22 protein-coding genes and 1 riboswitch are annotated in these 26,450 nt (G+C 68.7%); of the genes, 14 read left to right on the forward strand and 8 right to left on the reverse strand.

All coding sequences use genetic code 11. The annotated features are described in order from the left end of the window. Nucleotides 1-71 precede the first annotated feature (71 nt). Together MET9862_RS06920 and MET9862_RS06925 are read left to right on the forward strand one after the other, a co-directional pair. Nucleotides 72-2,492 carry a GcvT family protein gene (locus MET9862_RS06920; protein ID WP_142582375.1) on the forward strand — a complete coding sequence of 807 codons (2,421 nt, stop codon included), beginning with the start codon at nt 72-74 and terminating at the stop codon, nt 2,490-2,492. Continuing rightward, nucleotides 2,489-3,328: an EamA family transporter gene (locus MET9862_RS06925; protein ID WP_142582376.1), complete on the forward strand. Its 840-nt coding sequence runs from the start codon at nt 2,489-2,491 to the stop codon at nt 3,326-3,328. The genes MET9862_RS06920 and MET9862_RS06925 overlap by 4 nt, the downstream gene beginning before the upstream one ends. An 18-nt stretch (nt 3,329-3,346) precedes the next feature. Here MET9862_RS06925 and MET9862_RS06930 read toward each other — a convergent pair whose 3' ends face one another. Both MET9862_RS06930 and alr read right to left on the reverse strand, forming a co-directional pair. Next, nucleotides 3,347-4,612: a D-amino acid dehydrogenase gene (locus tag MET9862_RS06930; RefSeq protein ID WP_142582377.1), complete on the reverse strand. Its 1,266-nt coding sequence runs from the start codon at nt 4,610-4,612 to the stop codon at nt 3,347-3,349. A 9-nt stretch (nt 4,613-4,621) separates the two neighbouring features. Then, nucleotides 4,622-5,779 (reverse strand): alanine racemase, encoded by a 1,158-nt coding sequence (gene alr / locus MET9862_RS06935; protein WP_142582378.1) that lies wholly within the window; start codon nt 5,777-5,779, stop codon nt 4,622-4,624. Nucleotides 5,780-5,911: 132 nt separating this feature from the next. On the opposite strand from alr, the gene MET9862_RS06940 reads away from it, so the two are divergent. Beyond that, a complete protein-coding gene (locus MET9862_RS06940; RefSeq protein WP_142582379.1) occupies nt 5,912-6,370 on the forward strand; it encodes an Lrp/AsnC family transcriptional regulator in 459 nt (152 codons plus the stop codon). 30 nt (nt 6,371-6,400) lie between these two features. On the opposite strand, the gene MET9862_RS06945 is transcribed toward MET9862_RS06940, so the two are convergent. Further along, on the reverse strand, nt 6,401-6,652 hold the full coding sequence (locus tag MET9862_RS06945) for a hypothetical protein (protein WP_142582380.1): 252 nt from the start codon (nt 6,650-6,652) through the stop codon (nt 6,401-6,403). Nucleotides 6,653-6,820: 168 nt separating this feature from the next. Here MET9862_RS06945 and flaF point away from each other — a divergent pair, with 168 nt between their 5' ends. Beyond that, nucleotides 6,821-7,183 carry a flagellar biosynthesis regulator FlaF gene (gene flaF, locus MET9862_RS06950; RefSeq protein WP_142582381.1) on the forward strand — a complete coding sequence of 121 codons (363 nt, stop codon included), beginning with the start codon at nt 6,821-6,823 and terminating at the stop codon, nt 7,181-7,183. Here flaF and rfbH read toward each other — a convergent pair. Continuing rightward, nucleotides 7,170-8,540 (reverse strand): lipopolysaccharide biosynthesis protein RfbH, encoded by a 1,371-nt coding sequence (gene rfbH / locus MET9862_RS06955; protein WP_142582382.1) that lies wholly within the window; start codon nt 8,538-8,540, stop codon nt 7,170-7,172. The genes flaF and rfbH overlap by 14 nt on opposite strands. Before the next feature lie 196 nt (nt 8,541-8,736). Here rfbH and rfbF point away from each other — a divergent pair, with 196 nt between their 5' ends. The 7 genes from rfbF to MET9862_RS06990 all read left to right on the forward strand — a co-directional run bounded on the left by rfbF (nt 8,737) and on the right by MET9862_RS06990 (nt 17,231). Then, the gene (gene rfbF / locus MET9862_RS06960; protein WP_142582418.1) at nt 8,737-9,504 is read left to right on the forward strand and encodes a glucose-1-phosphate cytidylyltransferase; all 768 of its coding nucleotides are present in this window, start codon (nt 8,737-8,739) and stop codon (nt 9,502-9,504) included. Beyond that, complete coding sequence (gene rfbG, locus MET9862_RS06965) at nt 9,501-10,691, forward strand: CDP-glucose 4,6-dehydratase (protein ID WP_244612605.1); 1,191 nt, start codon at nt 9,501-9,503, stop codon at nt 10,689-10,691. Before rfbF ends, rfbG begins: the two co-directional genes overlap by 4 nt. 133 nt (nt 10,692-10,824) lie before the next feature. Next, a complete protein-coding gene (locus MET9862_RS06970) occupies nt 10,825-12,351 on the forward strand; it encodes an N-acetylneuraminate synthase family protein (protein ID WP_185156776.1) in 1,527 nt (508 codons plus the stop codon). Between the two features lie 31 nt (nt 12,352-12,382). Then, nucleotides 12,383-14,233, forward strand: a complete 1,851-nt coding sequence (locus MET9862_RS06975) for a thiamine pyrophosphate-binding protein (RefSeq protein WP_142582383.1) — start codon at nt 12,383-12,385, stop codon at nt 14,231-14,233. Between the two features lie 97 nt (nt 14,234-14,330). Further along, entirely contained in the window at nt 14,331-15,215 is an 885-nt protein-coding gene (locus tag MET9862_RS06980) for an NAD-dependent epimerase/dehydratase family protein (RefSeq protein ID WP_185156777.1), read from the forward strand. A 5-nt stretch (nt 15,216-15,220) separates the two neighbouring features. Next, nucleotides 15,221-16,057 (forward strand): sulfotransferase family protein, encoded by an 837-nt coding sequence (locus MET9862_RS06985; protein WP_142582385.1) that lies wholly within the window; start codon nt 15,221-15,223, stop codon nt 16,055-16,057. Then, nucleotides 16,044-17,231 carry a methyltransferase domain-containing protein gene (locus tag MET9862_RS06990; RefSeq protein WP_185156778.1) on the forward strand — a complete coding sequence of 396 codons (1,188 nt, stop codon included), beginning with the start codon at nt 16,044-16,046 and terminating at the stop codon, nt 17,229-17,231. The genes MET9862_RS06985 and MET9862_RS06990 overlap by 14 nt, the downstream gene beginning before the upstream one ends. A 320-nt stretch (nt 17,232-17,551) precedes the next feature. Here the strand turns inward: MET9862_RS06990 and MET9862_RS06995 are convergent, their stop codons facing one another. Then, nucleotides 17,552-17,941, reverse strand: a complete 390-nt coding sequence (locus MET9862_RS06995) for a flagellar biosynthesis repressor FlbT (protein WP_142582387.1) — start codon at nt 17,939-17,941, stop codon at nt 17,552-17,554. Nucleotides 17,942-18,149: 208 nt separating this feature from the next. Between MET9862_RS06995 and MET9862_RS07000 the strand changes: the two genes are divergently transcribed. The 3 genes from MET9862_RS07000 (at nt 18,150) to MET9862_RS07010 (ending at nt 23,051) form a co-directional block, all read left to right on the forward strand. Beyond that, the gene (locus MET9862_RS07000) at nt 18,150-19,361 is read left to right on the forward strand and encodes a flagellin N-terminal helical domain-containing protein (protein WP_142582388.1); all 1,212 of its coding nucleotides are present in this window, start codon (nt 18,150-18,152) and stop codon (nt 19,359-19,361) included. A 219-nt stretch (nt 19,362-19,580) separates the two neighbouring features. Further along, nucleotides 19,581-20,795, forward strand: coding sequence for a flagellin N-terminal helical domain-containing protein (locus MET9862_RS07005; protein WP_142582389.1), 1,215 nt, complete (start codon nt 19,581-19,583; stop codon nt 20,793-20,795). 111 nt (nt 20,796-20,906) lie between these two features. Beyond that, nucleotides 20,907-23,051 (forward strand): tetratricopeptide repeat protein, encoded by a 2,145-nt coding sequence (locus MET9862_RS07010; RefSeq protein ID WP_142582390.1) that lies wholly within the window; start codon nt 20,907-20,909, stop codon nt 23,049-23,051. A 43-nt stretch (nt 23,052-23,094) separates the two neighbouring features. Here the strand turns inward: MET9862_RS07010 and MET9862_RS07015 are convergent, their stop codons facing one another. The 3 genes from MET9862_RS07015 to MET9862_RS07025 all read right to left on the reverse strand — a co-directional run bounded on the left by MET9862_RS07015 (nt 23,095) and on the right by MET9862_RS07025 (nt 26,346). Beyond that, complete coding sequence (locus tag MET9862_RS07015; protein ID WP_142582391.1) at nt 23,095-23,493, reverse strand: hypothetical protein; 399 nt, start codon at nt 23,491-23,493, stop codon at nt 23,095-23,097. A 190-nt stretch (nt 23,494-23,683) separates the two neighbouring features. Then, nucleotides 23,684-25,573, reverse strand: a complete 1,890-nt coding sequence (gene thiC, locus MET9862_RS07020) for a phosphomethylpyrimidine synthase ThiC (RefSeq protein WP_142582392.1) — start codon at nt 25,571-25,573, stop codon at nt 23,684-23,686. Between the two features lie 74 nt (nt 25,574-25,647). Then, a riboswitch (TPP riboswitch) is annotated at nt 25,648-25,756 on the reverse strand. A gap of 320 nt (nt 25,757-26,076) precedes the next feature. Beyond that, the gene (locus MET9862_RS07025; RefSeq protein ID WP_142582393.1) at nt 26,077-26,346 is read right to left on the reverse strand and encodes a hypothetical protein; all 270 of its coding nucleotides are present in this window, start codon (nt 26,344-26,346) and stop codon (nt 26,077-26,079) included. Between the last annotated feature and the right edge of the window lie 104 nt (nt 26,347-26,450).

A 26,450-nucleotide genomic window follows, 5' to 3' on the forward strand; every position in this document is an offset into this window, starting at 1 on the left:
TTTTTTGTGGTTTTCTGTTGCTTGTTCGGGTCTGGCCGGGCTAGGGCTCGGCCGAGCACAGGAGAGCCGCGATGACGGATGCCGCCTTCCCGACCCAGGCCCGAACCGTGATCATCGGCGGTGGCATCGTCGGCACCTCGATCGCCTACCATCTCATCGGTCTCGGCCAGCGCGACGTGGTCCTGGTGGAGCAGGGGCGGCTGTCGAGCGGCACCACCTGGCACGCGGCGGGCCTCGTCGGGCAGCTTCGCCAGCAGGCCGCCCTCACGCGGATGATCCGCTACTCGACCGGCCTCTACGAGCGTCTCGAGGCGGAGACCGGGCAGGCCACCGGCTGGAAGCGCTGCGGCTCGCTCACGGTGGCGCGCACGCCAGAGCGCATGACGGTGCTCGCGCGGACCGTCGCGATGGCCCGCGCGCAGGGCGTCGCCGTCGAGCCGGTCACGGCGGCGGAGGCCGGCCGGCTCTTCCCGCCGATGCGCCACGACGACCTGCTCGGCGCCGTCTGGCTGCCCGGCGACGGCAAGGCCAACCCGTCCGACGTGACGGCCGCCCTGGCGCGGGGGGCCCGGGCGGGCGGCGCCCGCCTGTTCGAGACGACGCGCGTCCGCGCGATCGAGACGGCGAAGGGCCGCGCCGCCGCCGTGGTGACGGACCGCGGCCGCATCGCCTGCGAGACGGTGGTGATCGCCGCCGGGCAATGGTCGCGGCAGGTCGGCGCCCTCTGCGGAGTCGCCGTGCCGCTGCATTCGGCCGAGCACATGGACGTCGTCACCGAGGCGATCCCGGGCGTCCATCCGGATCTGCCCGTGATGCGCGACCCGGACGGCTACGTCTATTTCAAGGAGGAGGTCGGCGGCCTCGTGATGGGCGGGTTCGAGCCGCAGGCCAAGCCCTGGGGCATGGACGGCATCCCCGAGGATTTCGCGTTCCAGCTCCTGCCCGACGACTGGGACCAGTTCGAGATCCTGATGGAGAATGCGATCCAGCGCGTCCCGGCCCTGGAGACCGCCCCGGTCAAGCTCTTCCTCAACGGGCCGGAGAGCTTCACGCCGGACAACAACTGCCTGCTCGGGCCGGCGCCCGAATGCGAGGGTGTCTTCGTGGCGGCCGGCTTCAACTCCGCGGGCATCGCGCTCGGCGGCGGTGCCGGCCGGGCGCTCGCGGAATGGATTGTGGCCGGCGAAGCCACGGACGACCTCTGGGCCGTCGACATCCGCCGCTTCGGGCGCTTCAACGCGAATCCGGCCTGGCTGCACGACCGGGTGAAGGAGACGCTCGGCCTGCACTATGCGATGCCCTGGCCGAACCGCGAGCTTGAATCGGCACGGCCGCTGCGCCGCTCGCCCCTGCACGACCGCCTCGCCGCGAAGGGCGCGGTGTTCGGCTCGAAGATGGGCTGGGAGCGGCCGAACCGGTTCGCGCCCGGGGAGACCGCGGATCCGCCCGCCTACGGGTTCGGCCGCGGCCCCTGGCTCGCGGCGGTGGCGGCCGAGCAGCGCGCCGTCAACACGGCGGTCGGCCTCGTCGACATGACGAGTCTCGGCAAGCTCCTGGTTCAGGGGCGCGACGCGCTTGCCGTGCTCCAGACCCTCTGTGCCGCGGATCTCGCCATGGCGGTCGGCGAGAGCCGCTTCACGCCGATCCTGAACCGGCGCGGCGGCATCGAGAGCGAGCTGGTGGCGCTGCGCCTCGCGGAGGATGCCGTCCTCCTGACCACTGGCTCCGGTCAGGCCATGCGCGACGCGGATCTCGTCCGCCGGGCTATCCCTGCGGATTGCCACGCCATCCTTACCGACGTCACCTCGGCCTACGCCGTCCTGGCGCTCGCGGGGCCGCGGACGGCGGAGCTGCTCGCGCGGGTCGGCCGGTCGCGGCTGTCGGAGATCCCGCCGGAGGGCTCGGCCGAGGTCGAGATCGGCTACGCGACGGTGCGGGCCGTGCGGCGCAGCTACATCGCACCGGACGGTGTCGAGCTTCTGGTGCCGACCGAGTTCGCGGCCGGGGTCTATGACAGCCTGATCGCGGCGGGCGCGACGCTCGGCCTGCGCGATGTCGGCTTCCAGGCGGTCGACGCGCTGAGGATCGAGCGCGGCCACCCGGCCTGGGGCCGCGACATCGGCCCGTGCACGACGCCCACCGAAGCCGGGCTCGCCGGCGTCCTCGCCTTCGCCAAGCCGCGCTTCGTGGGCCGCGAGGCGGCTCTCGCCGCCCGGGCCGCGCCGCCGGCCGAGCGCCTCGTCAACCTGACCTGCGCTCTGCCGGCCGAGGCCATGGCCTGGGGCGGCGAGCTGATCCTGCGCGACGGCGCCCCCGTCGGCGAGGTCACATCCGCGGCCTGGAGCGACCGGCTGGGCGGGCTGGTGGCGATCGGGCGGATCGCGGACGAGGCGGGCGTCGAGACCTCCGGCCGCTACGCGATCGATCTCGCCGGCCAGCACCTGCCCGCACACGTCTCCGACCGCCCCTTCGCCGCCGCGGAGGCCGCATGAGCGCCCCGGTCTTCGCCGCGGTTCTCGCCGCGGCTTGCATGCATGCCGGCTGGAACGCCCTGGTGAAGCTGCGCCTGGAGCCGATCCTGACCATGGCGCTGATCACGGCGAGCGCGGGGGTGATCGCCCTGCCGGCGCTCCTGGTGGTCGGCCTGCCGACCCTGGCCTCATGGCCTTGGCTGTTCGGCTCGATCGTCCTGCATCTCGGCTACTACCTCGCCCTGACGGAGGCCTACCGGCAGGCCGATATGGGGCAGGTCTACCCGATCGCGCGCGGCAGCGCGCCGCTCCTCACGACGCTCGCCGCCCTCGTTGTGCTAGGCGAGCCGGTGGCGCCGCTCGCCGCGGCCGGTATCGGCATCCTGTGCCTCGGCGTCGGCCTGATGGCCTTCGGCAGCCGCAACGGCCGGCTGCGGCCGCGGGCCCTCGGCTGGGCGGGTCTGACTGCGCTGACGATCTGCGGCTACACCCTGGTCGACGGCATCGGCGCACGGGTCGCCGGGGACGCCCACGCCTATTCGGCGGCGCTGTTCGTCGTTGACGGCATCCCGCTCATCGCCTTCGTGCTGTGGCGCCGGGGCGTGGGCGTCCTGCGCCAATTCAGGAGCGTCGCGGTACCGGGCCTGTTCGGCGGCCTGTTCTCGCTCGGCTCCTACTGGATCGCGATCTGGGCGATGACCGTCGCGCCGATCCCCCTGGTGGCGGCCCTGCGCGAGACCAGCGTGCTCGTGGCGGCGCTGATCTCGGTCACTCTCCTCAAGGAGCCACTCATCGCGGGCCGCGCGGTGGCGGCCGTGGTCATCCTCGTCGGCATCGCCGCCATGCGGCTCGGCTGACGGGCGTCACGCCGCCGCTCACGCCGCCCTACGGTAGCGGCCGAGGGCGAGGTCGTCCGCCGCGATCTCGGGCGCGCGGCGGGAGACGAGATCGGCCAGGAGGCGGCCCGAGCCGCAGGCCATGGTCCAGCCGAGCGTGCCGTGACCGGTATTGGTGTAGAGGTTGGCGAGGCTTGTCGGCCCGACGATCGGCGTGCCGTCCGGCGTCATCGGGCGCAGGCCGGTCCAGAACCGGGCCTGGTCGAGGTCGCCGCCCGCCGGGAACAGGTCGCCGAGCGAGCGCGCCAGGGTCTCGCGGCGCGGCGGGCGCAGGACCTGGCTGAAGCCCGCCAGCTCCGCCGTGCCGCCGACCCGGATGCGGTCGCCGAGCCGGGTGATCGCCACCTTGTAGGTCTCGTCCATCACCGTCGAGACCGGGGCGGCCTCCGGGTTCGTGACCGGCAGGGTCAGCGAGTAGCCCTTCACGGGATAGACGGGCAGGTCGATCCCGAGGGGGCGCAGCAGGGCCGGCGTGTAGCTGCCCATCGCCGCGACATAGGCGTCCGCGCTCAGGACCGCGCCCGAGCCCGTGACCACGCCGGTGACGGCGCCGCCCTCATGGCGCAGGCCGGCCACCGTGGTGCCGTAGCGGAAGCTGACGCCCTGCGCCTCGCAGAGGGCGGCGAGGCGCTGCGTGAACAGATGCGCGTCGCCGGTCTCGTCGCCGGGCAGGCGCAGGCCGCCGACGAAGGTGCCGGACACCCGGGCGAGCGCCGGCTCGGCCGCGATGCAGCCGGCGGGATCGAGCACCGCGTAGGGCACGCCGTAGGCGTCGAGGACGCGGGTGTCGTCGGGGACGTGGTCGAGCTGCTTCTGCGTGCGGAAGAGCTGCAGCGTGCCCTGCTCGCGGTGGTCGTAGGCGATGCCGGTCTCGGCGCGCAGGTCGCGCAGGGCGTCGCGGCTGTACTCGGCCAGCCGGACCATGCGGCCCTTGTTGCGGGTATAGGCCTCCTCGGTGCAGTTCGCGAGCATCCGGGCGAGCCAGCCGTAGAGGCGCGGCTCCAGGCTCGGCCAGAGCACGAGCGGGCGGTGGCGCATCATCAGCCACTTGAGCGCCTTGACCGGGATGCCGGGCGCCGCCCAGGGCGCCGAGTAGCCCGGCGAGACCTGGCCGGCATTGGCGAAGCTCGTCTCGAGCCCCGCGCCGGGCTGGCGGTCGACCACGGTGACCTGATGGCCGGCCCGGGCGAGATACCAGGCCGAGGTGACGCCGACGACGCCGCCGCCGAGAACCAGAACGTGCATCGGATCCTCTCAAGCCTCGCGATAGACGCGGTGGTAGCGGGCTCCGAGGCTCGTCAGCACCTCGTAGCCGATCGTGCCGGCGGCCTCGGCCAGGGCGTCCACGCCGTGGCCCGGCCCGATCAGGTCGACGAACCCACCGAGCGGAACCGCCTCCGGCGGCACGTCCGTGACGTCGAGGATCAGGCTGTCCATGGAGACCCGCCCGACCCCCGCCAGCGGATGGGGACCGGCAAAAGCCATGCCGCGCCCGGAGGCGCTGCGCAGGTAGCCGTCGGCATAGCCGGCGGCGACCACGGCGAGGCGCATCGGCCGGCGCGCGACCGCGGTGTGGCCGTATCCGATGCCGGCGCCTGCCGCGACCTCGCGCAGCTGCAGGATGCGGGCCTGGAGGCGCACCACCGGCCGCATCGGGTTCGGGCGTCCGGGCTGCGGGTTCACGCCGTAGAGCGCGGCGCCCGGCCGGACGAGGTCGGCCTGGAACGCCGGACCGAGGAAGATCCCGGACGAGGCGGCGAGGCTCGCGGGCACGCCGGGCAACCGCGAGCGGAGGCTCGCGAAGGCCGCGTGCTGCTCCGCATTGGCCGGGTGGTCCGGCGTGTCGGCACAGGCGAGATGGCTCATGACGAGATCGAGCGACAGGCCGGCGAGGCCGTCCGGCCCGGCAAGCAGCCGGTCGAGATCCGCGCGCGGGAGACCGAACCGGGCCATGCCGGTATCGACCTGCAGGATCGCGGGCAGGACCTCGTCCCGGCGCCGGGCGAGGCCGCGCCACGCCGCCACCTGTTCGAGATCGTTGAGGACGGGAACGAGATCCTGGGCGCGGCAATCGCCTTCCGTACCGGGCGGCGCGCCGTGCAGAACCGCGATCCGCGGCCCCCGGCCGAGGATCGCGCGAAGCGCCAGCCCCTCCTCGAGATGGGCGACGAAGAAGTCGCGGCAGCCCGCCCGCGCGAGGGTCGGGGCGACGCGCGCCGCCCCGAGCCCGTAGGCGTCGGCCTTGACCACCGCGGCGCAGGCGGCCCGCCCGGCCTGCCGGCGCAGGAGCCTGTAGTTCTCGGCGATGGCGGCGAGATCGACGGTCAGGATCGCCCCGGCGCGGCGGCCCGCCTGGACGGTGGGAGGATCGCTCGGGACCGGATCGACGGAACGCGCAGCCAGGAACGCCATGCCAGGACCCCTCCAAGGCGGATGCCCTGAGCTTAGGCGAAGGATCCTCGAATTTCTTCGCGATGACGCGCAGGACCTGCCGCTGTAAGCTTGCCTGCGCAAGAATCTGCGTCGCGAACGAAACTTCTCCGAATGCCGAATATCGACGCCATCGACCGCCGCATCATCCGCGTCCTCCGGGGGGAGGGGCGGATCAGCAATGCCGATCTCTCGCAGCGGGTCGGCCTGTCGCCGTCCGCCTGCCACCGGCGCGTGCGCCTCATGGAGGAGACGGGCATCATCCGCGGCTACGCGGCGCTGATCGATGCCCTGCCCGACGAGGGCGGCCTCGTGGTGGTCACGCAGATCACACTCGACCGGCAGACCGAGGATTACCTGAACCGCTTCGAGGCCGCGGTGCGCCGTTGTCCGGAGGTGCGCGACTGCTACCTGATGACCGGCAGTGCGGATTACCTCGTGAAGCTCGAGGTCAAGGATGCGGGCGACTACGAGCGCCTGCACAAGGAGGTGCTCTCGCGCTTGCCGGGCGTCGCGCGCCTGCAATCGAGCTTCGCGATCCGGACGGTCGTCTCGCACGCGCCGCGAATCTAGATCTCGACGCCTGGCGCGGCCCGCGAATCCCTATTGCGGCCGCTTGTCCGGCGCGATCGACCAGAAGCGGCGCGGCGAGAGCAGCATCTCGGTGGAGCCGACCGAGTGCTCGACCACGGGGGGCGGGCAGGCGGGCTCCGGCGGGCGCGGCGCCGGGGCCGCGGCGACCACGCTCGGCCTCAGGCCGAGGCGAACCTGAAGGTCGGGATTGCGCAGGGCCGTGATCGTGCCGACGCAGGCGATCAGCGCACCGGCCGTCGCGCCGAGCAGAAAGTTCATCATCTCCGCGAAGTCCTGGGGCGGTCGCCAGCATGCGATGCCGCGGGATGGTTCCTCCGGCAAGCGGGCGGCATTACGGCAAGCGGTATGCTTACCCTGTCTTAAGACGCTGCATGCGACTCCTCATCCCCGCCCCGCGCATGGCGCGGGCGCGTCGAGGGTTCTTCGTCCATGATGCACGCCGCGAACGCCTATGCCCGTACCTCGCAGAGCGCCGTCAGCCCCCGCGAGGCGGAAGCCGCCGTCCTGATGAAGGCGGCCCGCCAGCTCCAGGCCGTGCAGGACGATTGGGCGAATCAGGAATCGGCGCTCGCCGCGGCGCTCACCTTCAATCAAAAGGTCTGGACCGTGATCGCCGGCGCGGCGACCGATCCGGCGAGCCCGCTGCCGGACGAGATCAAGACCAATGTCGCCGATCTCGCGGTCTTCGTGTTCCGCCGGGTGATCGACACCATGGTCGACCCGAAGCCCGAGAAGCTCGCGGCCCTGATCTCCATCAACCATCACCTCGCCGCCGGCCTCAGCATGCGCTGAGGCGAACCGCGCGGGCCTCGTCGAGGAAGGCGCCGATCGTCTCGGCCGCGTAGTCGATGGCGGCGTCCCCGAGCCCGGGATAGACGCCGATCCAGAAGGTGTCGTGCATCACCCGGTCGCTCGCCGCGAGGTCGCCGATCGTTCGGAACGGCCGTCCGAGCATGTAGGGCTGCCGGGTCAGGTTGCCGCCGAACAGGAGCCGCGTGCCGATCCGCTGCTCCGTCAGATGCCGCAGGAGCGCGGTGCGCCGGCCCGTCTCGCGCAAGGTCAGCGGAAAGCCGAACCAGGACGGATCGGACCCGGGCGTCGCCTCGGGCAGGATGAGGCGGTCGGCAAAGGGGCTCAGGCGCTCGTGCAGGCGCGCGAAATTGCGCCGCCGCGCCGCGATGAAGCCGTCGAGACGGTCGAGCTGGCCGAGCCCCACCGCCGCCTGCATGTCGGTGATCTTCAGATTGTAGCCCAGATGGGCGTAAATGTACTTGTGGTCGTAGCCTTCCGGCAGCTCGCCGAGCTGCCAGCCGAAGCGCTTGCCGCAGGTATCGTCGCGGCCCGGCGCGCAATAACAGTCGCGGCCCCAGTCCCGCAGGGATTCGAGCGCACGCTTCAGCCGGCTGGAGCCGGTGAAGACGGCGCCGCCCTCGCCCATGGTGATGTGGTGGGCCGGGTAGAAGCTCAAGGTGCCGACATCGCCGAAGGTGCCGACCATGCGGCCCGCGTAGGTGGCGCCGAGCGCGTCGCAGCAATCCTCCACCAGGAACAGGCCGTGCGCCTTGCAGAAGGCCGTGACGGCCGCGAGGTCGAACGGATTGCCCAGGGTATGCGCGATCACCACGGCCCGGCTGCGCGGCGAGAGCGCGGCTTCGAGCTGGCGCACGTCGATGTTGTAGGTCGGGATCTCGACATCGACGAAGACCGGGACGAGCCCGTTCTGCAGGATCGGGTTCACCGTCGTCGGAAAGCCGGTGGCGCAGGTGATGACCTCGTCGCCGGGACGCAGGCGCCGCTCGCCGAGCAGATGCGAGGTGAGCGCCGTCACCGCGAGGAGGTTGGCCGAGGAGCCTGAATTGCAGGTGAGCAGGTAGCGCGCCCCGATGATGCGGCCGAGCCGCGCCTCGAACGCATCGTTGAACCGGCCCGTGGTCAGCCAGAATTCGAGGGCCGAATCGACGAGGAGCTGCATCTCCTCCGCGCCGTAGACCCGGCCGGAGACGGGGACCGGGGAGGCCGCCGGATCGAACGGCTTCGGCGCGTGCGCCAGATCGGCGTAGCGCGCCACGAGATCGAGGATCTGGCGGCGCAGGGCTTCGGGGGTATCCTCGCGCGGCTCGCGGGGATGCGCGTCGCTGATGTCGGCCATCGGCAGGAATCCGTGCGCGGCGCCGGAGGAGAGGTTCCGGCGGCATTTGGGGTCCGGCACAGGCTTGGCGCCGGAGAGCGAAAGATTTGGTTAACCATGATCGCATTTGATCGCGATGCGGTCACCGGGCCCCGGCTGTCCGCCCGTGCGCGCATGGGCGGACAGCCGGGGTCGGGATCGATGGGGACGAGGAGCCATGAAAGTCGTCATCTTGGCCGGCGGACGCGGGACGCGGCTCGGCGAGGAGACCCTGATCCGACCGAAGCCGATGGTCGAGCTCGCCGGCAGGCCGATCATCTGGCATATCATGAAGTATTATTCGTCCTTTGGACTGACCGAATTCGTGATCTGCCTCGGCTACAAGGGCTATATGATCAAAGAATATTTTTCGAATTACTACCTTCACAATTCAGACGTCACGATCGATCTGCGAACCAACACGACGACGGTGCACAGCAACACCTCGGAGCCGTGGCAGATCACCCTGGTCGAGACCGGAGAGGCGACGATGACCGGCGGCCGCCTGCGCCGCGTCCGCAAATATCTCGGCAATGATCCCTTCTGCATGACCTACGGCGACGGCTTGGCGGATATCGATCTCGCGGACCTGATCGCCTTCCACCGGGATCACGGACGGCTCGCCACCGTCACCGCGGTCGCCCCCGCTGCCCGCTTCGGTGCGCTCGGCCTCGACGGCGACCAGGTGACGAGCTTCAAGGAGAAGCCGAGCGCGGCCAACGATTTGATCAATGGCGGCTTCTTCGTGCTGTCGCCCCGGGCCCTGGATCGGATCGAGGGGGACGACACCGTCTGGGAACAGGAGCCGATGGAGTCCCTGGCCCATGAGGGCGAGATGCGCGCCTTCCGTCATGTGGGTTTCTGGCACCCGATGGACATGCTGCGGGACAAGCTGCACCTGGAGGAGCTCTGGGCCCGGGGCGCGGCGCCGTGGAAACGCTGGTGAGCGCCCGGCCCGCCGCGGGCGGCCTGCCCGATCCCGCCTTCTGGACGGGACGCCGTGTGCTGCTCACCGGCCATACCGGATTTAAGGGAGCCTGGGCCGCCCTCTGGCTTCAGGCGCTCGGCGCGCGGGTCCACGGCGTCTCCGATGGGCCGCTGCCCGGTCGCAGCCTCTACGCGGATGTCGGCTCCCTCGACCTCGCCCATGACGGGCGCGGCGACATCCGCGATGGGGCGGCGATGCGCGAAGCCGTGGCGCGTTGCGAGCCCGAGGTGGTGATCCATCTCGCCGCGCAATCGCTGGTGCGCGCCTCCTACGCGGAACCGGTCGCGACCTTCGCGGCGAATGTGATGGGCACGGTGCACCTGCTCGAAGCGGTCCGCGGCCTCGGCGGCGCCTGCCCGGTCATCGTGGTCACCAGCGACAAGTGCTACGAGAACCGCGAGACCGGGCGCGCCCATGTGGAGGGGGATCCGCTCGGCGGGCATGACCCCTACAGCGCGAGCAAGGCCTGCGCCGAGATCGCGGCCCTGTCCTATGCCCGCTCCTTCGGAGGCGGAGACGGACTGCGCGTGGCGACGGCGCGCGCCGGCAACGTCGTGGGCGGCGGGGATTGGGCGACGGACCGGCTGGTGCCAGACCTCGTGCGGGGGCTCATGGCGGCCAGACCGGTGCCCATTCGCCATCCCGACGCGGTCCGCCCCTGGCAGCACGTGCTCGAGCCGCTCTGCGGCTACCTTCTCCTTGCCGAGCGCGCGGCGGGGACAACCGGCCCGGACGCGTCCGATCCGATCTCGGGCCAGACCCGTGACATTTCTCGCGAGGGGCGTGACGTCTCTGGCGAGGCTGGTGATGTCTCTGGCGAGGCCTGGAATTTCGGCCCCGATCCGGGCTCGGAGGCGACGGTCGGCACCGTGGCCAAGACGGTCTGCCGGCTCTGGGGACGCCCCGAGGGCTGGCGGGCGGCTCCCGAGCCCGACGCGCCGCACGAGGCCAGGCTCCTCCACCTGGATTCCGGCAAGGCGCGCCGGCGCCTCGGCTGGGCGCCACGCTGGAACCTGGAGCAGGCACTGGCCGCGAGCGTCGCCCTCTACCGGACCGACCGATCGGGCGCGGACCTGCGCCGCCTCGCTCTCAGCCAGATCGCGGACTACACGGATCGTCCGGCCGCATCCGGAGCGCCGCGATGATGCCGCGGCACCCCGACGCCTGCCGACGCGAACGGATCCCGACCGCCTCGCCTGTCGGCGCCCCCGAACCCGAAGCCCGCCCGTCCACCGCCCGCCGCCGCGCGTGACGGGGCCGGAACCCGGAAAGCCTACGATGTCCGCCCACCCGACGCCTCAGCCCTCGCGCATCCCCGAGCCGCTCGTGATCTTCGAGCTGGCCAACAACCATATGGGGGATGTCGAGCACGGCCTGCGCATCATCGACACCTTCGCCGGGATCGCGCGCGACTACCTCTTCCGCTTCGCGATCAAGCTGCAGTTCCGCGAACTCGACACCTTCATCCACCCGGATTTCCAGGGCCGGACGGACATCAAGTACATCAAGCGCTTCTCCGAGACGCGACTCAGCCGCGAGGAGACCCGGCGCCTGGTGGCGGCGATCAAGGGCCACGGGCTCTCCGCCATGTGCACGCCCTTCGACGAGCCCTCGGTGGAGCGGATCGTGGCGGACGGGTTCGACCTCCTCAAGATCGCGAGCTGCTCCTTCACCGACTGGCCGCTCCTGGAGACGATCGGCGCCACCGACCTGCCGGTGATCGGATCCACCGCCGGCATCGCCCTCGACGATCTCGACAACGTCGTGGCCTTCATGCGCAACCGGCAGAAGGACTTCGCGCTGATGGCCTGCGTCGCGCAGTACCCGACGCCCGCGGCCGACCTCCAGCTCAACCAGATCGACCTGCTGCGGGCGCGCTACCCGCATCTGCGCATCGGCTACTCGACGCACGAGGATCCGGACGAGACGCTGCCGGTCGCCATGGCGGTCGCCAAGGGGGCGAGCCTGTTCGAGAAGCATGTCGGCGTGCCGACCGAGGCCTACGCGCTCAACGCCTATTCGGCCTCGCCGGCCCAGGCCCGGGCCTGGCTCGACGCGGCGGCCAAGGCCTATGCCTGCGCGGGCGTGACCGGTGAGCGCGTCGAGCCCTCGGACGGCGAGCTCGCGGCCCTGCGGGACCTGCGCCGCGGCGCCTTCGCGAAGCGGCCCATCCGGGCCGGGGAGCGCCTGCGCGACGGGGACGTGTTCTTCGCCATCCCGACGCAGGCGGGGCAGGTGACCGCCAACGATTGGTCGAAATACACCCATTTCACCGCCACCGACGCCATCCCGGCCGGGGCGCCCGTGATGGGCGACCGGACGCGGCGCGAGGAGGTGCGCGCCCGCATCCTCTCGATCGTGGAGCGGGTGAAGGCCCTGATCGCCGAGAGCCGCGGCGTGGTGCCCGGCGAGGCGGAGCTCGAGATCTCGCACCATTACGGGCTCGACCGGTTCGAGAGCCACGGCATCACCATGGTGACGGTGGTCAACCGCGGCTACTGCAAGAAGCTGATCGTCGTGCTGCCGGGCCAGGCCCATCCGGAGCAGTACCACCGCACCAAGGAGGAGACCTTCCATGTCCTCCACGGCGACCTCAGCCTGACCCTCGACGGGGTGGCGCAGACCTGTCGCCCGGGCTCCGTCGTCACCATCGCGCCGGGCGTCCGGCACGCCTTCGAGAGCGCGACGGGGGCGGTGTTCGAGGAGATCTCGACCACCCATGCGGCGGACGATTCCTTCTACACCGACCCCGCCATCGCCGGCACGGCCGAGCGCAAGACCTTCCTGCGGTACTGGCTCGGCTGAGAGCCCGCCGGCCGCGACGAGAGACACGACGATGACTGGTCCCATGCGCCTTGCCGACTACGTGGCGGGCTTCGTCGCCCGGCAGGGGGTCGACTGCGTCTTCCTGGTGCCGGGCGGCGGCGCCATGTACCTCGTGGACGCCTTCGGCAACCATCCCGACCTCGGCTACGTGGCCAACCACCACGAGCAGGCCTCGAGCATCGCGGCGGAGGCCTATGCCCGGATCAACGGGCGGCTCGGCTGCGCCGTCGTCACCACGGGGCCGGGCGCGACCAACGCGGTGACCGGCTGCGCGGGCGCCTGGATCGAGTCGGTGCCGCTCCTGATCATCTCCGGCCAGGTCAAGCGGGCCGACCTGATCGGCGAGAGCGGCGTGCGCCAGATGGGCCCGCAGGAGGTCGACATCGTCTCGATCGTGCGCCCGATCACCAAATACGTCGCCCGCGTGATGGAGCCGCTCGCCATCCGGCGCCATCTGGAGGAGGCGGTGCACGCCGCGACCACCGGGCGCCGCGGCCCGGTCTGGCTCGACATCCCCCTCGACGTGCAGAACGCAACCATCGACCCCGAGGCGCTCGCGCCCTTCACCCCCCCGCCGCCCGCGCCGGAGGCGCCGCTGCGTGCGGAAGCCCGCGCCGTCATGGCGATGCTGGCGCGGGCCGAGCGCCCCCTGATCCTCGCCGGCCACGGCATCCGCCTCGCCGAGGCGGCCGGGCCGTTCCGCGAACTCTACGAGGCGCTGCAGGTGCCCGTCGCCACGACCTGGAACGCCACCGACCTGATCCCGGCGAGCCATCCCCTCAGCATCGGCAAGCCGGGCACGGTGGCGCTCCGCCCGCCGAACTTCGCCGTGCAGAACGCCGACCTGATCCTCAGCATCGGCGCCCGCCTCGACAACGTGGTCACCGCCTACAACCCGGCCAAGTTCGGCCGCCACGCCCAGAAGGTCGTGGTCGACGTGGACCCGGCCGAACTCGCCAAATTCGCCGGCAATGCGGGCTTTGCCCGGCGCATCGAGGCCGATGCGCGGGACTTCATCACGGCCCTGCTGCCCGAGGCGCGCGCGGCGCAGGCGCCGGACCGCTCCGCCTGGCTCGCCCGCTGCGCCGACTGGAAGGCGCGCTACCCGATCAACGACGGCGCGCCCTTCCCCGAGTCCGGCCCGATCGGCCATTTCCACGTCACCGACGCCCTCTCGGACGCGTTGCCCGAGGACAGCCTGATCGTGACCGGCAGTTCCGGCCTCGCGGTCGAGTTCTTCTACACGGGCTTCCGCAACAAGCCGGGCCAGCGGGTCTTCCTCACCTCCGGCCTCGGCGCCATGGGCTACGGCCTGCCGGCCATGATCGGCGCCTTCATGGCCTCGGATCGCCGGCCCTTCATCGGCATCGAGAGCGACGGCTCGCTGATGATGAACCTGCAGGAGATGCAGACCATCGCCACGCTCGGCCTGCCGCTGCGGCTGTTCGTGATCAACAATGGCGGCTACGCCTCGATCCGCAACACGCAGCGCAACTATTTCGAGGGGCGCTACGTCGGCAGCGGCCCGCAGGGCAAGCTCGACATCCCGGACCTCGTGCCGCTCGCCCGCACCTTCGGCTGGGACGCCTTCGCCATCGCGGATGCCGCGGACCTGACGGCCGGCATCCGGCGGGCGCTCGCGGCGCCCGGCCCGCTCCTCGTGGACGTGCGCGTCGTGCAGGACGAGGCCCTGTTCCCCAAATCGGCGGCGCTGCCGCAGCCCGATGGCTCGATCCTGTCGATGCCCCTCGAGGACATGTCGCCGCTCCTGCCGCGCGCCGAGTTCTTCGCGAACATGCTCGTGCCGGTCGATCCCGCCTCGGAGGCGGTGCCCGAGCACTTGGTGATGCGGCCCCGATGAGCCGCGCGCAGCCGCGATCCCGCCGCGACCGGCCCGCGCGGCGGACGCGCGCCCGGGCGTCCGGGCAGCGCACCATGCCCGAGGGCCGGGGGCGGCGGTGAGGCGGATCCTGATCACCGGCGGCTCCGGCTTCATCGGCCGCAACCTCGTCGAAGCCCTGTCGCCGACCTGCGCGGTCGCGGCCCCCGGCAGCCGCGCGCTCGACCTGCTCGATGCGGAGGCAACCCGACGCTATCTTCAGGCGGGCCGCTTCGACGCCGTCATCCATGCGGCGACCTGGGATGCGACGACGGCCTCGAACAAGGACCGGTCGCTCACCCTCCAGAACAATCTGCGGATGTTCTTCAACGTCGCGCGCTGCAACGACTGCTTCGGCCGCATGATCCATTACGGATCGGGTGCCGAGTATTGCAAGCTGACGATGCCGCCGCGCGTCAGGGAGCGGTATTTCGGCACGCGGGTACCCGAGACCGATTACGGCCTGTCGAAATATCTGCAGGCGCTGCACATCGAAACGGCCGAGAACATCTACAATCTTCGGCTGTTCGGGGTCTTCGGCCGTTATGAGAGCTGGCGCATCCGGTTCATCTCGAACGTGCTGTGCAAGGCGCTCTTCGATCTGCCCCTGACGATCCGCCAAGACACGGTGTTCGATTATCTCGATGTGGCGGACCTCGTGACCGTCACGGCGTGGTTTCTGGAGAACGAGCCCGCTCATCGGACCTGCAATGTCTGCACCGGCCGGGGCGTTCCTCTCTCGGCCATCGCCCGTCTCGCGTGCGACATCGCCGGCAAGGATCTTCCGATCCGGATCTTCGAGGGGGGCCTCGGTCGCGAATACAGCGGCGACAACGCGCGCCTCTTGGACGCCATCGGCAATTTTCCGTTTCGCGACCTGCGCGCGAGCATGGAAAGCCTCTACCGGTGGTACGCCGAACACCAACACCAGATCGACCGTGATGGTCTCGCGGCAACGAGGTAGGCCCGATGGCACGCGATACGATACCCGTCTTCATCGTCGGCAGCGGCCGCTCGGGCACGCGCATGATCGCGAAGCTCCTGGCGGGGCACGATACGATCGAGGCCCACCACGAATATCTCTGCACGCACATCCAGCCGGTGGCGTGCGAATACTACATGGGGCTCTGCAGCAGGGCGGAGGCGAAGGCGCGCTTCGCGGCCTGCCACGGCGCCGGCATCCATTATTCCAAGGCCCGATACTTCGTCGACAGCTCGAACAAGCTCTCCTGGCTCATCGAGCCCATCCTCGACCTGTTCCCCACGGCGCGCTTCATCCATCTGGCGCGCGACGGGCGCAACGTCACCAGCTCCTTCTTCCATAAGCTGACGAGCGAAGCCTACGACGACGACAGCACGGCCGCGCTCTCGGCCTGGCTCGACGATCCGGCTTCAGTCCCGAGGCCGCCGGCGGAGAAGAAGTACTGGTGGAACATCCCGCGCCGGGGCCAGCCCTTCTTCGAGGCCTTTCCCGGCTTCGATCAGTACCAGAGGATGGCCTATCACTGGAGCGAGTCGAACCGTGTCATCCTCGACAGCTTCGCGCAGATTCCGGACGCGCAGAAGCTGTTCGTTCGCCTGGAGGACCTGACGAGCGACCGGGACCTGCTCGCGCGCTTCCTCGGCATGGTCGGGATCCCGTATGGCGACGCGTATTTCGAGACGATGCAGACCCCGCAAGGGGTGTTCTTCCCGATGGATTTCAAGCTGACGCCCAAGCAGGCCGCACAGTTCACCGCAATCGCGTGGCCGATGATGGAACGTCTCGGCTACGCGGAGAGGGAGCCGTATCGTGTCACCTATTGAGGGCTTCCGCTGCGATCTCTGCGGCGGCGCGGATGCCGACGCGGTCTATGCCGTGCCTGACTCGGCCCGCAAGGCGGAGATCGCGGTCTGCACCGGCTGCGGCCTCGTGCAATCGGTCTATCACGCCCCGAAGCCGGAGGGGCGCAGGGTCTCGATCAGCAGCGCCGCGGGCTGGGGCAATATCCGGCACGGCAAGGGCCTGCGCCTGAAGGCCACCATCCCGGTCCTGACGGCCCAGATCCCCCTGGAGAGGGTCTCGACCGTCCTCGATATCGGTTCGAACCGCGGCGATTTCATCCACTGGCTCCTCGGCCTCCGGCCGCACGCCGCCATCACGGCGATCGAGCCGGACGCCTCGGTCGTCGCGACCTACCGGGACCTGCCGCAGGTCGGGCTCGCGATCGCCCGCTTCGAGGACGTCGCCCCCGAGATCGCCCACGCGCGCGCGCCGTTCGATCTGGTCCACTGCGCGCACACGCTGGAGCATGCCGCCTCGGCGAGCGCCATGCTCGGCCAGATCTACCGCTCCCTCAAGCCGGGCGGGCACCTGTTCCTCGAGGTGCCGAATCTCGCCATCCTGTCCGATCCCGAGATTTCCGAGGAATTCTTCATCGACAAGCACAGCTTCCACTTCGACCGGGATCTGCTCGTCGCGTTCATGACCCATCTCGGCTTCGAGATCCTGTTCGTCAGCCCCGGCGACGACATCTCGAACATCACCGTGGTGGCGACACGGTCGGACCAAAAGCCGAATCCGGCGCCCTTCCGGCCCGCCCACCCGTCCCGCCCGGTCGAGACCGCCGCGCTGGTCCGGGCCTATGCCGAAACCCTGCGCCTGAACCGCGAGACCCTGAAGCGCATCGCCGATCGGCTTAACGCCCTGATGGAGCGCCAGCGGGTCGGCTTCTGGGGGGGAGGGCGAATCTTCGACGCCCTGGTCACCTTCGGCGGCCTGCGGACGGACCGGATCCACGTTCTCGTCGATGCCTATATCGGCCGCTACGTGAAAGAGGTTCACGGCATCGAGCTGAGCCTTCCCGACGCCCTCAAGGCCAAGCTTCCGCAGGTCCTCGTCGTGCTCGCCAAGTCCTCGACGGACGACATCATCAGACAGGCGCGCTCCCACGGCCTGACGAATGTCGTCACGTTCTCGCAGCTCTACCAGTCGCTCTGAGAGCCTGTTCGAGAGGGATCGACGGATGGTCACGCGCAGATGCGGGCCCTCCCGCCCATCCACCTCATCCTGAGGTGCGAGGCGACAGCCGAACCTCGAAGCAGGCCTTCAGGGATCGCGAGACGGCTGGAGGTCTCCTTCGAGGCCTCCGCTGCGCTGCGGCGCCTCAGGATGAGGTCGGGGAGGGAATACGCCGGATCAATACCCGCTCGATCGGCTCGAACAGGCTCCGACGGCAGCCCCCGCCGGGACCGACCGGCCCCCAGGCTCAGGGACAGGATGTCGGATGAGAGCCCGTTCGAGGGGGATCGGGCGGGCCCTCAGGCCGCGCCGGGCAGGCGCGACGCGGCCTCGTGGGCCACGAGCTGCTTACCGAGCTTGATCGCCCGGTGGTATTCCTGCGCCGCGATCGCGTCGTGGATCGCCAGCAGATACGGACCCGCGCTCGGCATGAGCCCCAGCAGCGCCGTCGATTGCTGCACGAACAGGTTCTCCGGCGCGCTCGGATCGTCGGCGAGGTAGAGCACCTGCAGCGTCACGCAGAGCTTCTTGCAGGGCGTATCCGCCTCGCTCTCCCGGATGATCTCGCTCTCGCGCAGGAACTTGCAGCGTCCCTCGACGAGGAGCGTCGCCTTCCGGTCGAGGTTCCGGATGAGGGCGCCGTTGATGATCAGGCGCTCCGAGGGCTTCAGCTCGATCTTGAGGGGCATGGGCAGCTCCGGCTCGGGTCACCCCGGAGCATGGTCACATCTCGTTAACGACGATTGAAGGAACAGGCGGGGATTGCCCGCAAACAGGCGCGGATCTGGGGAAAGCCCCGCCGCGCGCCGGTCCGTTTAACCACTCGGCAGAGCGCGGCGTGGTGTGGTCCTCGTGCCGTCAAAATGATGGTTCGATGATCAATATGGATCACCCCCCATGTCTTCCGTCTCTCTGACCGCTGCCGTCCGCCAGAACCTGCTCTCGCTGCAGGACACGGCCTCGCTGACCGCGACCACCCAGAACCGCCTCTCCACCGGCAAGAAGGTCTCCTCCGCCCTCGACAGCCCGGTCAACTTCTTCACCGCCCAGTCCCTGTCGAACCGCTCCTCGGATCTCGGCACCCTGCTCGACAACATCTCGAACGGCATCCAGGCGATCCAGGCGGCCAACCAGGGCCTGACCTCGATCCAGAAGCTCGTCGATTCGGCCAAGCCCACCGCCAATCAGGCGCTGGCCACCCAGATCACCCCCACCGGCACCGCCTCGAGCGCCTATTCGGCTCCGTCCGCCTCCGGCGGCACCACGATCAACCTGTTCGCCAACGGCACCGCCTTCTCGGCCAGCATCGCCCAGAGCGCCAGTATCGATCAGGCGCTGACCGCCCTCAACTCGGCCGCCACCTCGGCGGGCGTGGGCAACATCTTCTCGAAGGACACCGCCGGCACGAAGATCGTGATCAGCGCCAATGCCGACATCGAGTTCGCGGATACGACCAGCCAGACGGCGCTCGGCTTCACGGCCGGCTCGGGCTCGGCCGTGTCCTACGGCACCACAGGCTCGGCCGTGACGGGCGTCGCCCAGGCCAAGGAACTGACGGTGACGGGCGTGAAGGAGCGCGCGAACCTGGCTGCGCAGTACAACAGCCTGCTCACCCAGATCGACCAGCTCGCCAAGGACTCGAGCTACAACGGCGTCAACCTGATCTCGAACAGCGCCACGACCAACAAGCTGCACATCTCCTTCAACGAGAAGGACACCTCCAACCTCGACGTGCAGGGCGTGGACGCGACCTCGAAGGGCCTTGGTCTGAGCTCGGTCAACAACACCTCGGGCAACAACGCCAATGTCGGCAACTTCCTGCTCGACACCGACATCAAGTCGACGGCGACGACGCTGACCTCGGCGGCCTCGACGCTGCGCTCGAACGCCTCGACCTTCGGCTCGAACCTGTCGACGGTGCAGAACCGGCAGGACTTCACCAAGCAGCTTCAGAACGTGCTCGATACCGGTGCCTCGAAGCTGACCGATGCGGACCTGAACGAGGAGGCGGCGAACTCGCAGGCCCTGTCGACCCGCCAGTCGCTCAGCATCTCGGCGCTGTCGCTGGCCAACCAGGCCCAGCAGAGCATCCTGCAGCTCCTGCGCTGAGCCCAGCCGCCCCGGTTCGCCGGGGCGCTTCCAGACGCGCTTCCAGGGGCGCTGCTCACGAAAACGGCCGGGCTCGTCGCCCGGCCGTTTTTTCGCGTTCGGGGCCCGCCCCGGCGCTTCGCGCGGACGATGCCGGCAAGGTTCTGGAAAGCTTAACCGAATGGCAACCAAACGGTGGTTTCTTAACCCTAACGCCGTCTTCCAACCGAGGGTCCCGTCATGGCATCCGAAGTCACGCTGTCCGCCGCGACGCGCCAGAACCTGCTCTCGTTGCAGGATACATCCGCGCTGACCGCGACCACCCAGAACCGCCTCTCCACCGGCAAGAAGGTCTCCTCGGCCCTCGACAACCCGGTCAACTTCTTCACCGCCCAGTCCCTGTCGAACCGCTCCTCGGATCTCGGCACCCTGCTCGACAACATCTCGAACGGCGTCCAGACCATCCAGGCGGCCAACCAGGGCCTGACCTCGATCCAGAAGCTGATCGACTCGGCCAAGTCCACCGCCAACCAGGCGCTGGCCACCCAGCTCAACACCTCGGGCACGGCCTCGAACTCCTATTCGGCCCCGTCCGCCTCCGGCGGCACCACGATCAACCTGTTCGCCAACGGCACTGCCTTCTCGGCCACCATCGCCCAGAGCGCCAGCATCGATCAGGCGCTGATCGCGCTCAACTCGGCCGCCGTCTCCGCGGGCGTGGGCAACATCTTCTCGAAGGACACCGCCGGCACGAAACTCGTGATCAGCGCCAATGCCGACATCGAGTTCGGCGACACGACCAGCCAGACGGCTCTGGGCTTCACGGCCGGCTCGGGCAGCTCGGCCGTCTACGGCACCTCGGGCGCCCCGGTCACGGGCGTCCCGCAGGCCAAGGAGCTGACGGTGACGGGCGTGAAGGAGCGCGCGAGCCTCGCCGCCCAGTACAACAACCTGCTCACCCAGATCGACCAGCTCGCGCGCGATGCCAGCTACAACGGCGTCAACCTGCTCTCCAGCAGCGCCACGACCAACAAGCTGCACATCTCCTTCAACGAGAAGGACACCTCCAACCTCGACGTGCAGGGCGTGGACGCGACCTCGCTCGGACTCGGCTTGAGCGCGGTCACCAACACCTCGGGCAACAACGCCAATGTCGGCAACTTCCTGCTCGACAAGGACATCAAGACCACCTCCAGCTCGCTCACCGTCGCCGCCTCGACGCTGCGCTCGAACGCCTCGACCTTCGGCTCGAACCTGTCGGTGGTGCAGAACCGGCAGGACTTCACCAAGCATCTCCAGAACGTGCTCGATACGGGCGCGTCCAAGCTGACCGACGCGGATCTGAACGAGGAAGCGGCCAATTCCCAGGCGCTGTCGACCCGGCAATCCCTTGGAATCTCGGCCCTCTCATTGGCCAACCAGGCCCAGCAGAGCATCCTCCAGCTCCTCCGCTAACCCCCGCCGAGTCACGACGGATACGCATTCCAGGCGGCGGGGCTCAGGCTACCGCCGCCTTCGGCATATCGGCGCCCCGTGGCCGAGGGCGCGGCGACGAGAGGCACTTGCATGGTCCGCAGCGGCAGGAATCAGACTCCGTCAGCTACGCCCGTCCAGCTTCCTTTGGAGGAGCGGATCCTGCGCAAGGCGGCAGCGCATCAGGAAGCGGGCCGCCTGCGCGACGCCGTGCAGCAGCTGAAGCGCGTGCTGGAGCGCAATGCCGCGCATGCCGAGGCCAATTACAAGCTCGGCGTGATCTGGGCGCAGGGTGGATTCGGAAACGATGCCATCGCCCACTTCACGACAGCCCTAAAGAGCAATCCGGCGGAGCCTCGCTACTGGCTGTCGCTTGCTACCACGCTTCTGGGCCTCGGACGCGTTCCGGATGCCCGGGCTATCTTGGAACGCTTCAAGCGCGAAGCTTTCTCCGACCCCCTCACCTTGGCGACCCAGACGGCGTTGGTCGGCAACCTGTTCGAGCAGGCGAACGGTTTGTTCGCCGAGCGCAAGTTCTCGGAGGCCGAGGCTCTCATCGACATTATCGTGCTGCTCGATGAGAATCATTCAGAGGCAATCCATTTCGCAGGCCTGATTGCAGCGGCAACAGATCGCCCCGAGCTCGCCTACGACTTGATGAGCATTTCGATCTACAAGGATGGCAACACGGGGCGCTTTTTCATCAATCTGTCGAACATCTTCACCAACCGGCGGGAATTTGTGCCTGCGATCGAGTGCCTCCAGAAGGCGATCGAACTCGGCGAGGACAACTTCCTAGCGCATAACAATCTCGGTCTAGTCCTGCACAAGGCCCAGCGCTTCGAAGAGGCGATCCGGCATCTGGAAACCTCCATCGCGCTCAATCCCGCGAATGCGCTCGGCCACAACAACCTCGGCATCGTCTATCATGACATGGGCCGGATCGATGAAGCCATTGCCTGTTACGGAGATGCACTCGCGATCGACCCGACTCTCGTGAGCAGCCACAGCAACCGCCTATTCAGCCGGCTCTACGCGAACGACTACAACCCTGTCGAGTACATCACAGACGCGCGCGCCTTCGGCTCCACTTTCGCCGACCCGCTGTTGCGCAATCGCCCCTTCGTGAATGATCGCGACCCTGACCGGCGCCTGCGCATCGGTATTGTCTCAGGCGACTTCTATGAGCACGCGGTCAATTACTTCTTCGAGCCGGCACTGCGAAACTTCGACAGGACACAGCTCGAACTCTTCGCTTACTCGAACACGCCGACCGAGGATGCAGCAACGGCACGCCTGAAGGATCACTTCGATGTTTGGCGCTCCATCCGCTGCCTCGATGACGATCAGGCGGCCGACCTGATCGAGGCCGATGCGATCGACATCCTCATCGACCTATCCGGCCACACGGCGGGCAATCGCCTGCTCGTCTTCGCCCGCAAGCCCGCTCCGATCCAGGCGACCTGGATCGGCTACGTGGCGTCCACCGGCATGAAGGCCATCGACTACCGCTTCACGGAGGGTTTCTCGGAGCCGGATGGCGTTGGCGACGATCTGTATGTCGAAACCTTGTGGCGCCTGCCGCGCGTCAGCGCCTGCTATCAGGCCAATCCCCGGACGCCGGATGTCGCAGAGCGGGCTCCGTGTCTTGATAACGGCCACATCACCTTCGGCTGTTTCAACCGCTTCACCAAGGTCAGCGACCGCACGCTGCGGGCCTGGGCCGAGATCTTGCGCCAAATTCCCGACGCCCGACTCCTTCTCGAAGTGGCGAGTGTCGATTCGGACGTCATCCGGGCGCAGGTTGAGAAGCGGCTGAGCGACAATGGCTTGCCGCTCGACCGAGTGATGATCGAGCCACGCCTTCCGCGCAATCGCTTCGTCCTCAACAATCGCGTGGACGTCGCGCTCGACCCGTTCCCGTATAATGGCGGTACGACGAGCCTCGACACACTCTACATGGGTGTCCCATTCATCGCGCTGGAAGGAGACAGCTTCTCCTCACGCATGGGGCATTCCATCCTGAACAATGTCGGGCTGCCCGAACTCAGCGTCCGCACAGTTGAGGAGTATATCGCGCTCGCCGTACGCATGGCCGAGGATCGCGACTGGCTGCTCGCGCTACGGCATGATCTTCGCGGACGGATGATCCGCAGCCCGCATATGGACCACCGCCTGCTGGCGGAGGACATGGCGCAAGCGTTCCGCGCCATGTGGCATCGCTGGCTCGCCGGGTAGACGCCCTTTCAAAGAAGCCGACCCGTCCAGTCCATAAGTGCGATCAGGCCGTACGGTCGACAGGTTGGCCGCGGGCTTCGACCGTGGCCGACGTCGCTGCACGGGCAGCGGCCGCCTCGGCGTAGGTGCGCGCCTCAATCGCCTGCGGGCTCGGAAGTTGCACCATCACAGTGCCGGTTCCGGGATCGATGACCTGGAACACGATCTGATGTGAGTCGGGCTCCTTGATGTAACGCCCGCGATACTCCGCCTGTGCTTGCCGATCGGAATCTGCCGGATCGTTGCGGCCGATATCGACCGTGACCGCTGGATCAAGACGAGCCTGCGCCCGGTCGCCCGCGTTCACATTCGGGCGCGGGCTCTGCGCTTGCTGCGCGGCCTCGACGGGGGAGGGCGCCCCCGCCGGACGGTCGACCGGGCGAATCCCGGCGATCTCACTCATCGCTGATCTCCCGCGCATGAGGTCTGCGGGGATCAAAGGCCGGAAGTCTTACCCAGGCCTTAAAGCGACACCGAAACGCCGGCCGACCATGAACATACGGTTACCAGAGGCGTGAATTTACCCGCTAATTTTAGACTTTTCGAGCGGCCTCCCGCAACGGCTTGACGGGCCGCCGCGGGAGGCTCCGCCGCTACTCAGCGGCGTCGACGTAGAGCTTGCCGCCCTCGGCCAGGAACTCCTCGGACTTCGCGCGCATGCCTTCCGCGCGCTGAGCCTCAGACATCACCGGTGCGGTGTGGATCACCTCGCCCGCCGCCTCCATGGCCAACACCTCCGCGCGCAGATCCTGCGTGATCTTCATCGAGCAGAACTTCGGCCCGCACATCGAGCAGAAATGCGCGACCTTGTGAGCATCCTTCGGCAGGGTCTCATCGTGGTAGCTGCGCGCCGTGTCGGGATCGAGCGAGAGGTTGAACTGATCCTCCCAACGGAAATCGAAGCGGGCGCGGGAGAGCGCATCGTCTCGCAACTGCGCGGCGGGGTGCCCCTTGGCGAGGTCGGCAGCGTGGGCGGCGATCTTGTAGGTGATGACGCCGGTCTTCACGTCGTCGCGGTTCGGCAGACCGAGATGCTCTTTCGGCGTGACGTAGCAGAGCATCGCCGTGCCGAACCAGCCGATCATCGCCGCGCCGATGCCGGAGGTGATATGGTCGTAGCCCGGTGCGATGTCCGTCGTCAGCGGACCGAGGGTGTAGAACGGGGCCTCGCCGCACTCGCGCAGCTGCTTCTCCATGTTCACCTTGATCTTGTGCATCGGCACATGGCCGGGGCCCTCGATCATCACCTGGCAGCCCTTGTCCCAGGCGATCTTGGTAAGCTCGCCCAGCGTCTCCAACTCCGCGAACTGCGCTGCGTCGTTGGCATCGGCGATCGAGCCGGGCCGCAGGCCGTCGCCCAGCGAGAACGAGACATCGTAGGCCCGCATGATGTCGCAGATCTCGTCGAACCGCTCGTAGAGGAACGATTCACGATGCCCGGCGAGGCACCAGCGCGCCATGATTGAGCCGCCGCGCGAGACGATGCCGGTGACACGCCGCGCCGTGAGCGGGACATGGGCCAGACGGACGCCGGCATGGATCGTGAAATAATCCACGCCTTGCTCGGCCTGCTCGATCAGCGTGTCCTTGAACACCTCCCAGTCGAGCTTCAGCGGATCGCCGCCGACCTTCTCGAGGGCTTGGTAGATCGGCACGGTGCCAATCGGCACGGGGGAGTTGCGCAGGATCCACGAGCGGATGTTGTGGATGTTGCGGCCCGTCGACAGGTCCATCACCGTGTCCGCGCCCCAGCGGATCGACCAGACCAGCTTCTCGACCTCCTCGGCTGCCGACGAGGTCACCGCAGAGTTGCCGATATTGGCGTTGATCTTGACCAGGAAGTTCCGGCCGATCGCCATCGGCTCTAGTTCGGTGTGGTTGATGTTGGCCGGGATGATCGCCCGACCGCGCGCCACCTCGTCGCGGACGAATTCCGGTGTGATGAAGGCGGGGACCGCGGCGCCGAAGCTCTCACCGTCGCCGAGGGCGGCTTCCGCCCGGTCCAGCACCTGCTCGCGACACAGATTCTCGCGGTGAGCGACGTAGATCATCTCCTCGGTGACGATCCCAGCGCGGGCGAACTCGTACTGCGTCACCATCTGCCCTGCGGCCGCCTTGCGCAGGGTGCGCTCGGCTGGGCAGGGGGCGACGAGCTTGTCGGCGGAGGCAAAGCCGTTGTCCTCGGGCTTGACCGCACGCGGCACGGCCGACTCGTAGCCCCGGGACGCGATCCAGGGCTCGCGGAGCTGCGAGAGGCCATTGACGAGATCGATGCGCGCATCTGTCTCCGTATAGGGGCCGGACGGGTCGTAGACGCGGACAGGCGCTTCCTTCGGATCCGTTAGGACGATCTCGCGGAACGGCACCCGGATATCCGTGCGGCCGGGAACACTCGCGTAGACCTTGCGCGAACCGTGGATCGGGCCGGTGGTGACGCTTTCGGGCGCCCCTTTCACGTCTTTGGGCAGGACGGGTGCGTTCATCGTGGATCTCTCCCGGTACATGGAGCGACCCGAACCCCTGGACGAAAGGGTGATGAGAGTCCGGCTCTGACACGCAGGCCGCAGGTTCCCGTCCCTCCGCCGGTACGAGCCGGATCAGGTTCAAGGGTCAGGGCATCAGGCCCAATCTCAGCCCCCTGTCTTGGGGCCCCCCTCGGAACGGCGGCGAGCCTCGACACTTTGCACGGGGTTGTCAATGCCGCACGGTCCGTGTGCCTGACAGCGCTCGGCCTTCGAGGCTGCGCTGGATCCAGAGCGCCGAGATCTGGCTTCCTGGCTCAGTAGCCGAGGAGCAGGAGCGTCACCGCCAGCAGAAAGGCTGCACTCAGGACGATACCGAGTGCGAGATCAGTCACCCATTCGGAACGGCGTTCGATCTGATCGGTCATGGTGCTCCCCATGGCGCCCCCGGCACCATAGTCGACCGATGTTGCCGGGTCTGGGCAGGATCGCCGGGCCCGCGACGATCCCGAGCCGGGACGCGCTCAGCGCGCCTCGCTGACGCGACGGGTCGCGCGTTGCTCTTGCTTGTAGGCCATGATGGCGGCCGTACAGCCAGGCGACAGCTTCTTCAGGTTGGTCTTGAAGCAGGCCTCGACCTCCGGGCCGCCGGGAGCGTGCTCGCTGCAATATTCCATGTAATCGCCGGTGCAGGCCCGCTTGAGGGCATCTCGCGCCGGAGATTGCTGCGCGAGGGCGGCAGCCGGGACGAGGCAGATGCCGAGGGCGAGGAACGCCGCCTTGCTCGGGGTCATGAGAACTCCTGTCGGTTCCTGGAACGCCCGATGGATCGGGCGACTGAACGGCGGCCGCTTGGACCCGAACGGTGGCGTCATAGGGGCGATCACGCGGCGCGGGC

Source organism: Methylobacterium symbioticum (assembly GCF_902141845.1).
GTDB classification, from domain to species: domain Bacteria; phylum Pseudomonadota; class Alphaproteobacteria; order Rhizobiales; family Beijerinckiaceae; genus Methylobacterium; species Methylobacterium symbioticum.

Excerpts from the sequence above, each read along its gene's own strand:
- MET9862_RS07010 (WP_142582390.1), top strand. The coding sequence starts at position 20,907 with ATGGTCCGCAGCGGCAGGAATCAGACTCCGTCAGCTACGCCCGTCCAG.
- MET9862_RS06995 (WP_142582387.1), bottom strand. The coding sequence starts at position 17,941 with ATGCCCCTCAAGATCGAGCTGAAGCCCTCGGAGCGCCTGATCATCAAC.
- MET9862_RS06930 (WP_142582377.1), bottom strand. The coding sequence starts at position 4,612 with ATGCACGTTCTGGTTCTCGGCGGCGGCGTCGTCGGCGTCACCTCGGCC.
- flaF (WP_142582381.1), top strand. The coding sequence starts at position 6,821 with ATGATGCACGCCGCGAACGCCTATGCCCGTACCTCGCAGAGCGCCGTC.
- MET9862_RS07005 (WP_142582389.1), top strand. The coding sequence starts at position 19,581 with ATGGCATCCGAAGTCACGCTGTCCGCCGCGACGCGCCAGAACCTGCTC.
- MET9862_RS06975 (WP_142582383.1), top strand. The coding sequence starts at position 12,383 with ATGACTGGTCCCATGCGCCTTGCCGACTACGTGGCGGGCTTCGTCGCC.
- MET9862_RS07015 (WP_142582391.1), bottom strand. The coding sequence starts at position 23,493 with ATGAGTGAGATCGCCGGGATTCGCCCGGTCGACCGTCCGGCGGGGGCG.
- rfbH (WP_142582382.1), bottom strand. The coding sequence starts at position 8,540 with ATGGCCGACATCAGCGACGCGCATCCCCGCGAGCCGCGCGAGGATACC.
- rfbF (WP_142582418.1), top strand. The coding sequence starts at position 8,737 with ATGAAAGTCGTCATCTTGGCCGGCGGACGCGGGACGCGGCTCGGCGAG.
- MET9862_RS06920 (WP_142582375.1), top strand. The coding sequence starts at position 72 with ATGACGGATGCCGCCTTCCCGACCCAGGCCCGAACCGTGATCATCGGC.
- MET9862_RS06970 (WP_185156776.1), top strand. The coding sequence starts at position 10,825 with ATGTCCGCCCACCCGACGCCTCAGCCCTCGCGCATCCCCGAGCCGCTC.
- MET9862_RS07000 (WP_142582388.1), top strand. The coding sequence starts at position 18,150 with ATGTCTTCCGTCTCTCTGACCGCTGCCGTCCGCCAGAACCTGCTCTCG.
- MET9862_RS06925 (WP_142582376.1), top strand. The coding sequence starts at position 2,489 with ATGAGCGCCCCGGTCTTCGCCGCGGTTCTCGCCGCGGCTTGCATGCAT.
- MET9862_RS06985 (WP_142582385.1), top strand. The coding sequence starts at position 15,221 with ATGGCACGCGATACGATACCCGTCTTCATCGTCGGCAGCGGCCGCTCG.
- MET9862_RS07025 (WP_142582393.1), bottom strand. The coding sequence starts at position 26,346 with ATGACCCCGAGCAAGGCGGCGTTCCTCGCCCTCGGCATCTGCCTCGTC.
- MET9862_RS06940 (WP_142582379.1), top strand. The coding sequence starts at position 5,912 with ATGCCGAATATCGACGCCATCGACCGCCGCATCATCCGCGTCCTCCGG.
- thiC (WP_142582392.1), bottom strand. The coding sequence starts at position 25,573 with ATGAACGCACCCGTCCTGCCCAAAGACGTGAAAGGGGCGCCCGAAAGC.
- alr (WP_142582378.1), bottom strand. The coding sequence starts at position 5,779 with ATGGCGTTCCTGGCTGCGCGTTCCGTCGATCCGGTCCCGAGCGATCCT.
- MET9862_RS06945 (WP_142582380.1), bottom strand. The coding sequence starts at position 6,652 with ATGATGAACTTTCTGCTCGGCGCGACGGCCGGTGCGCTGATCGCCTGC.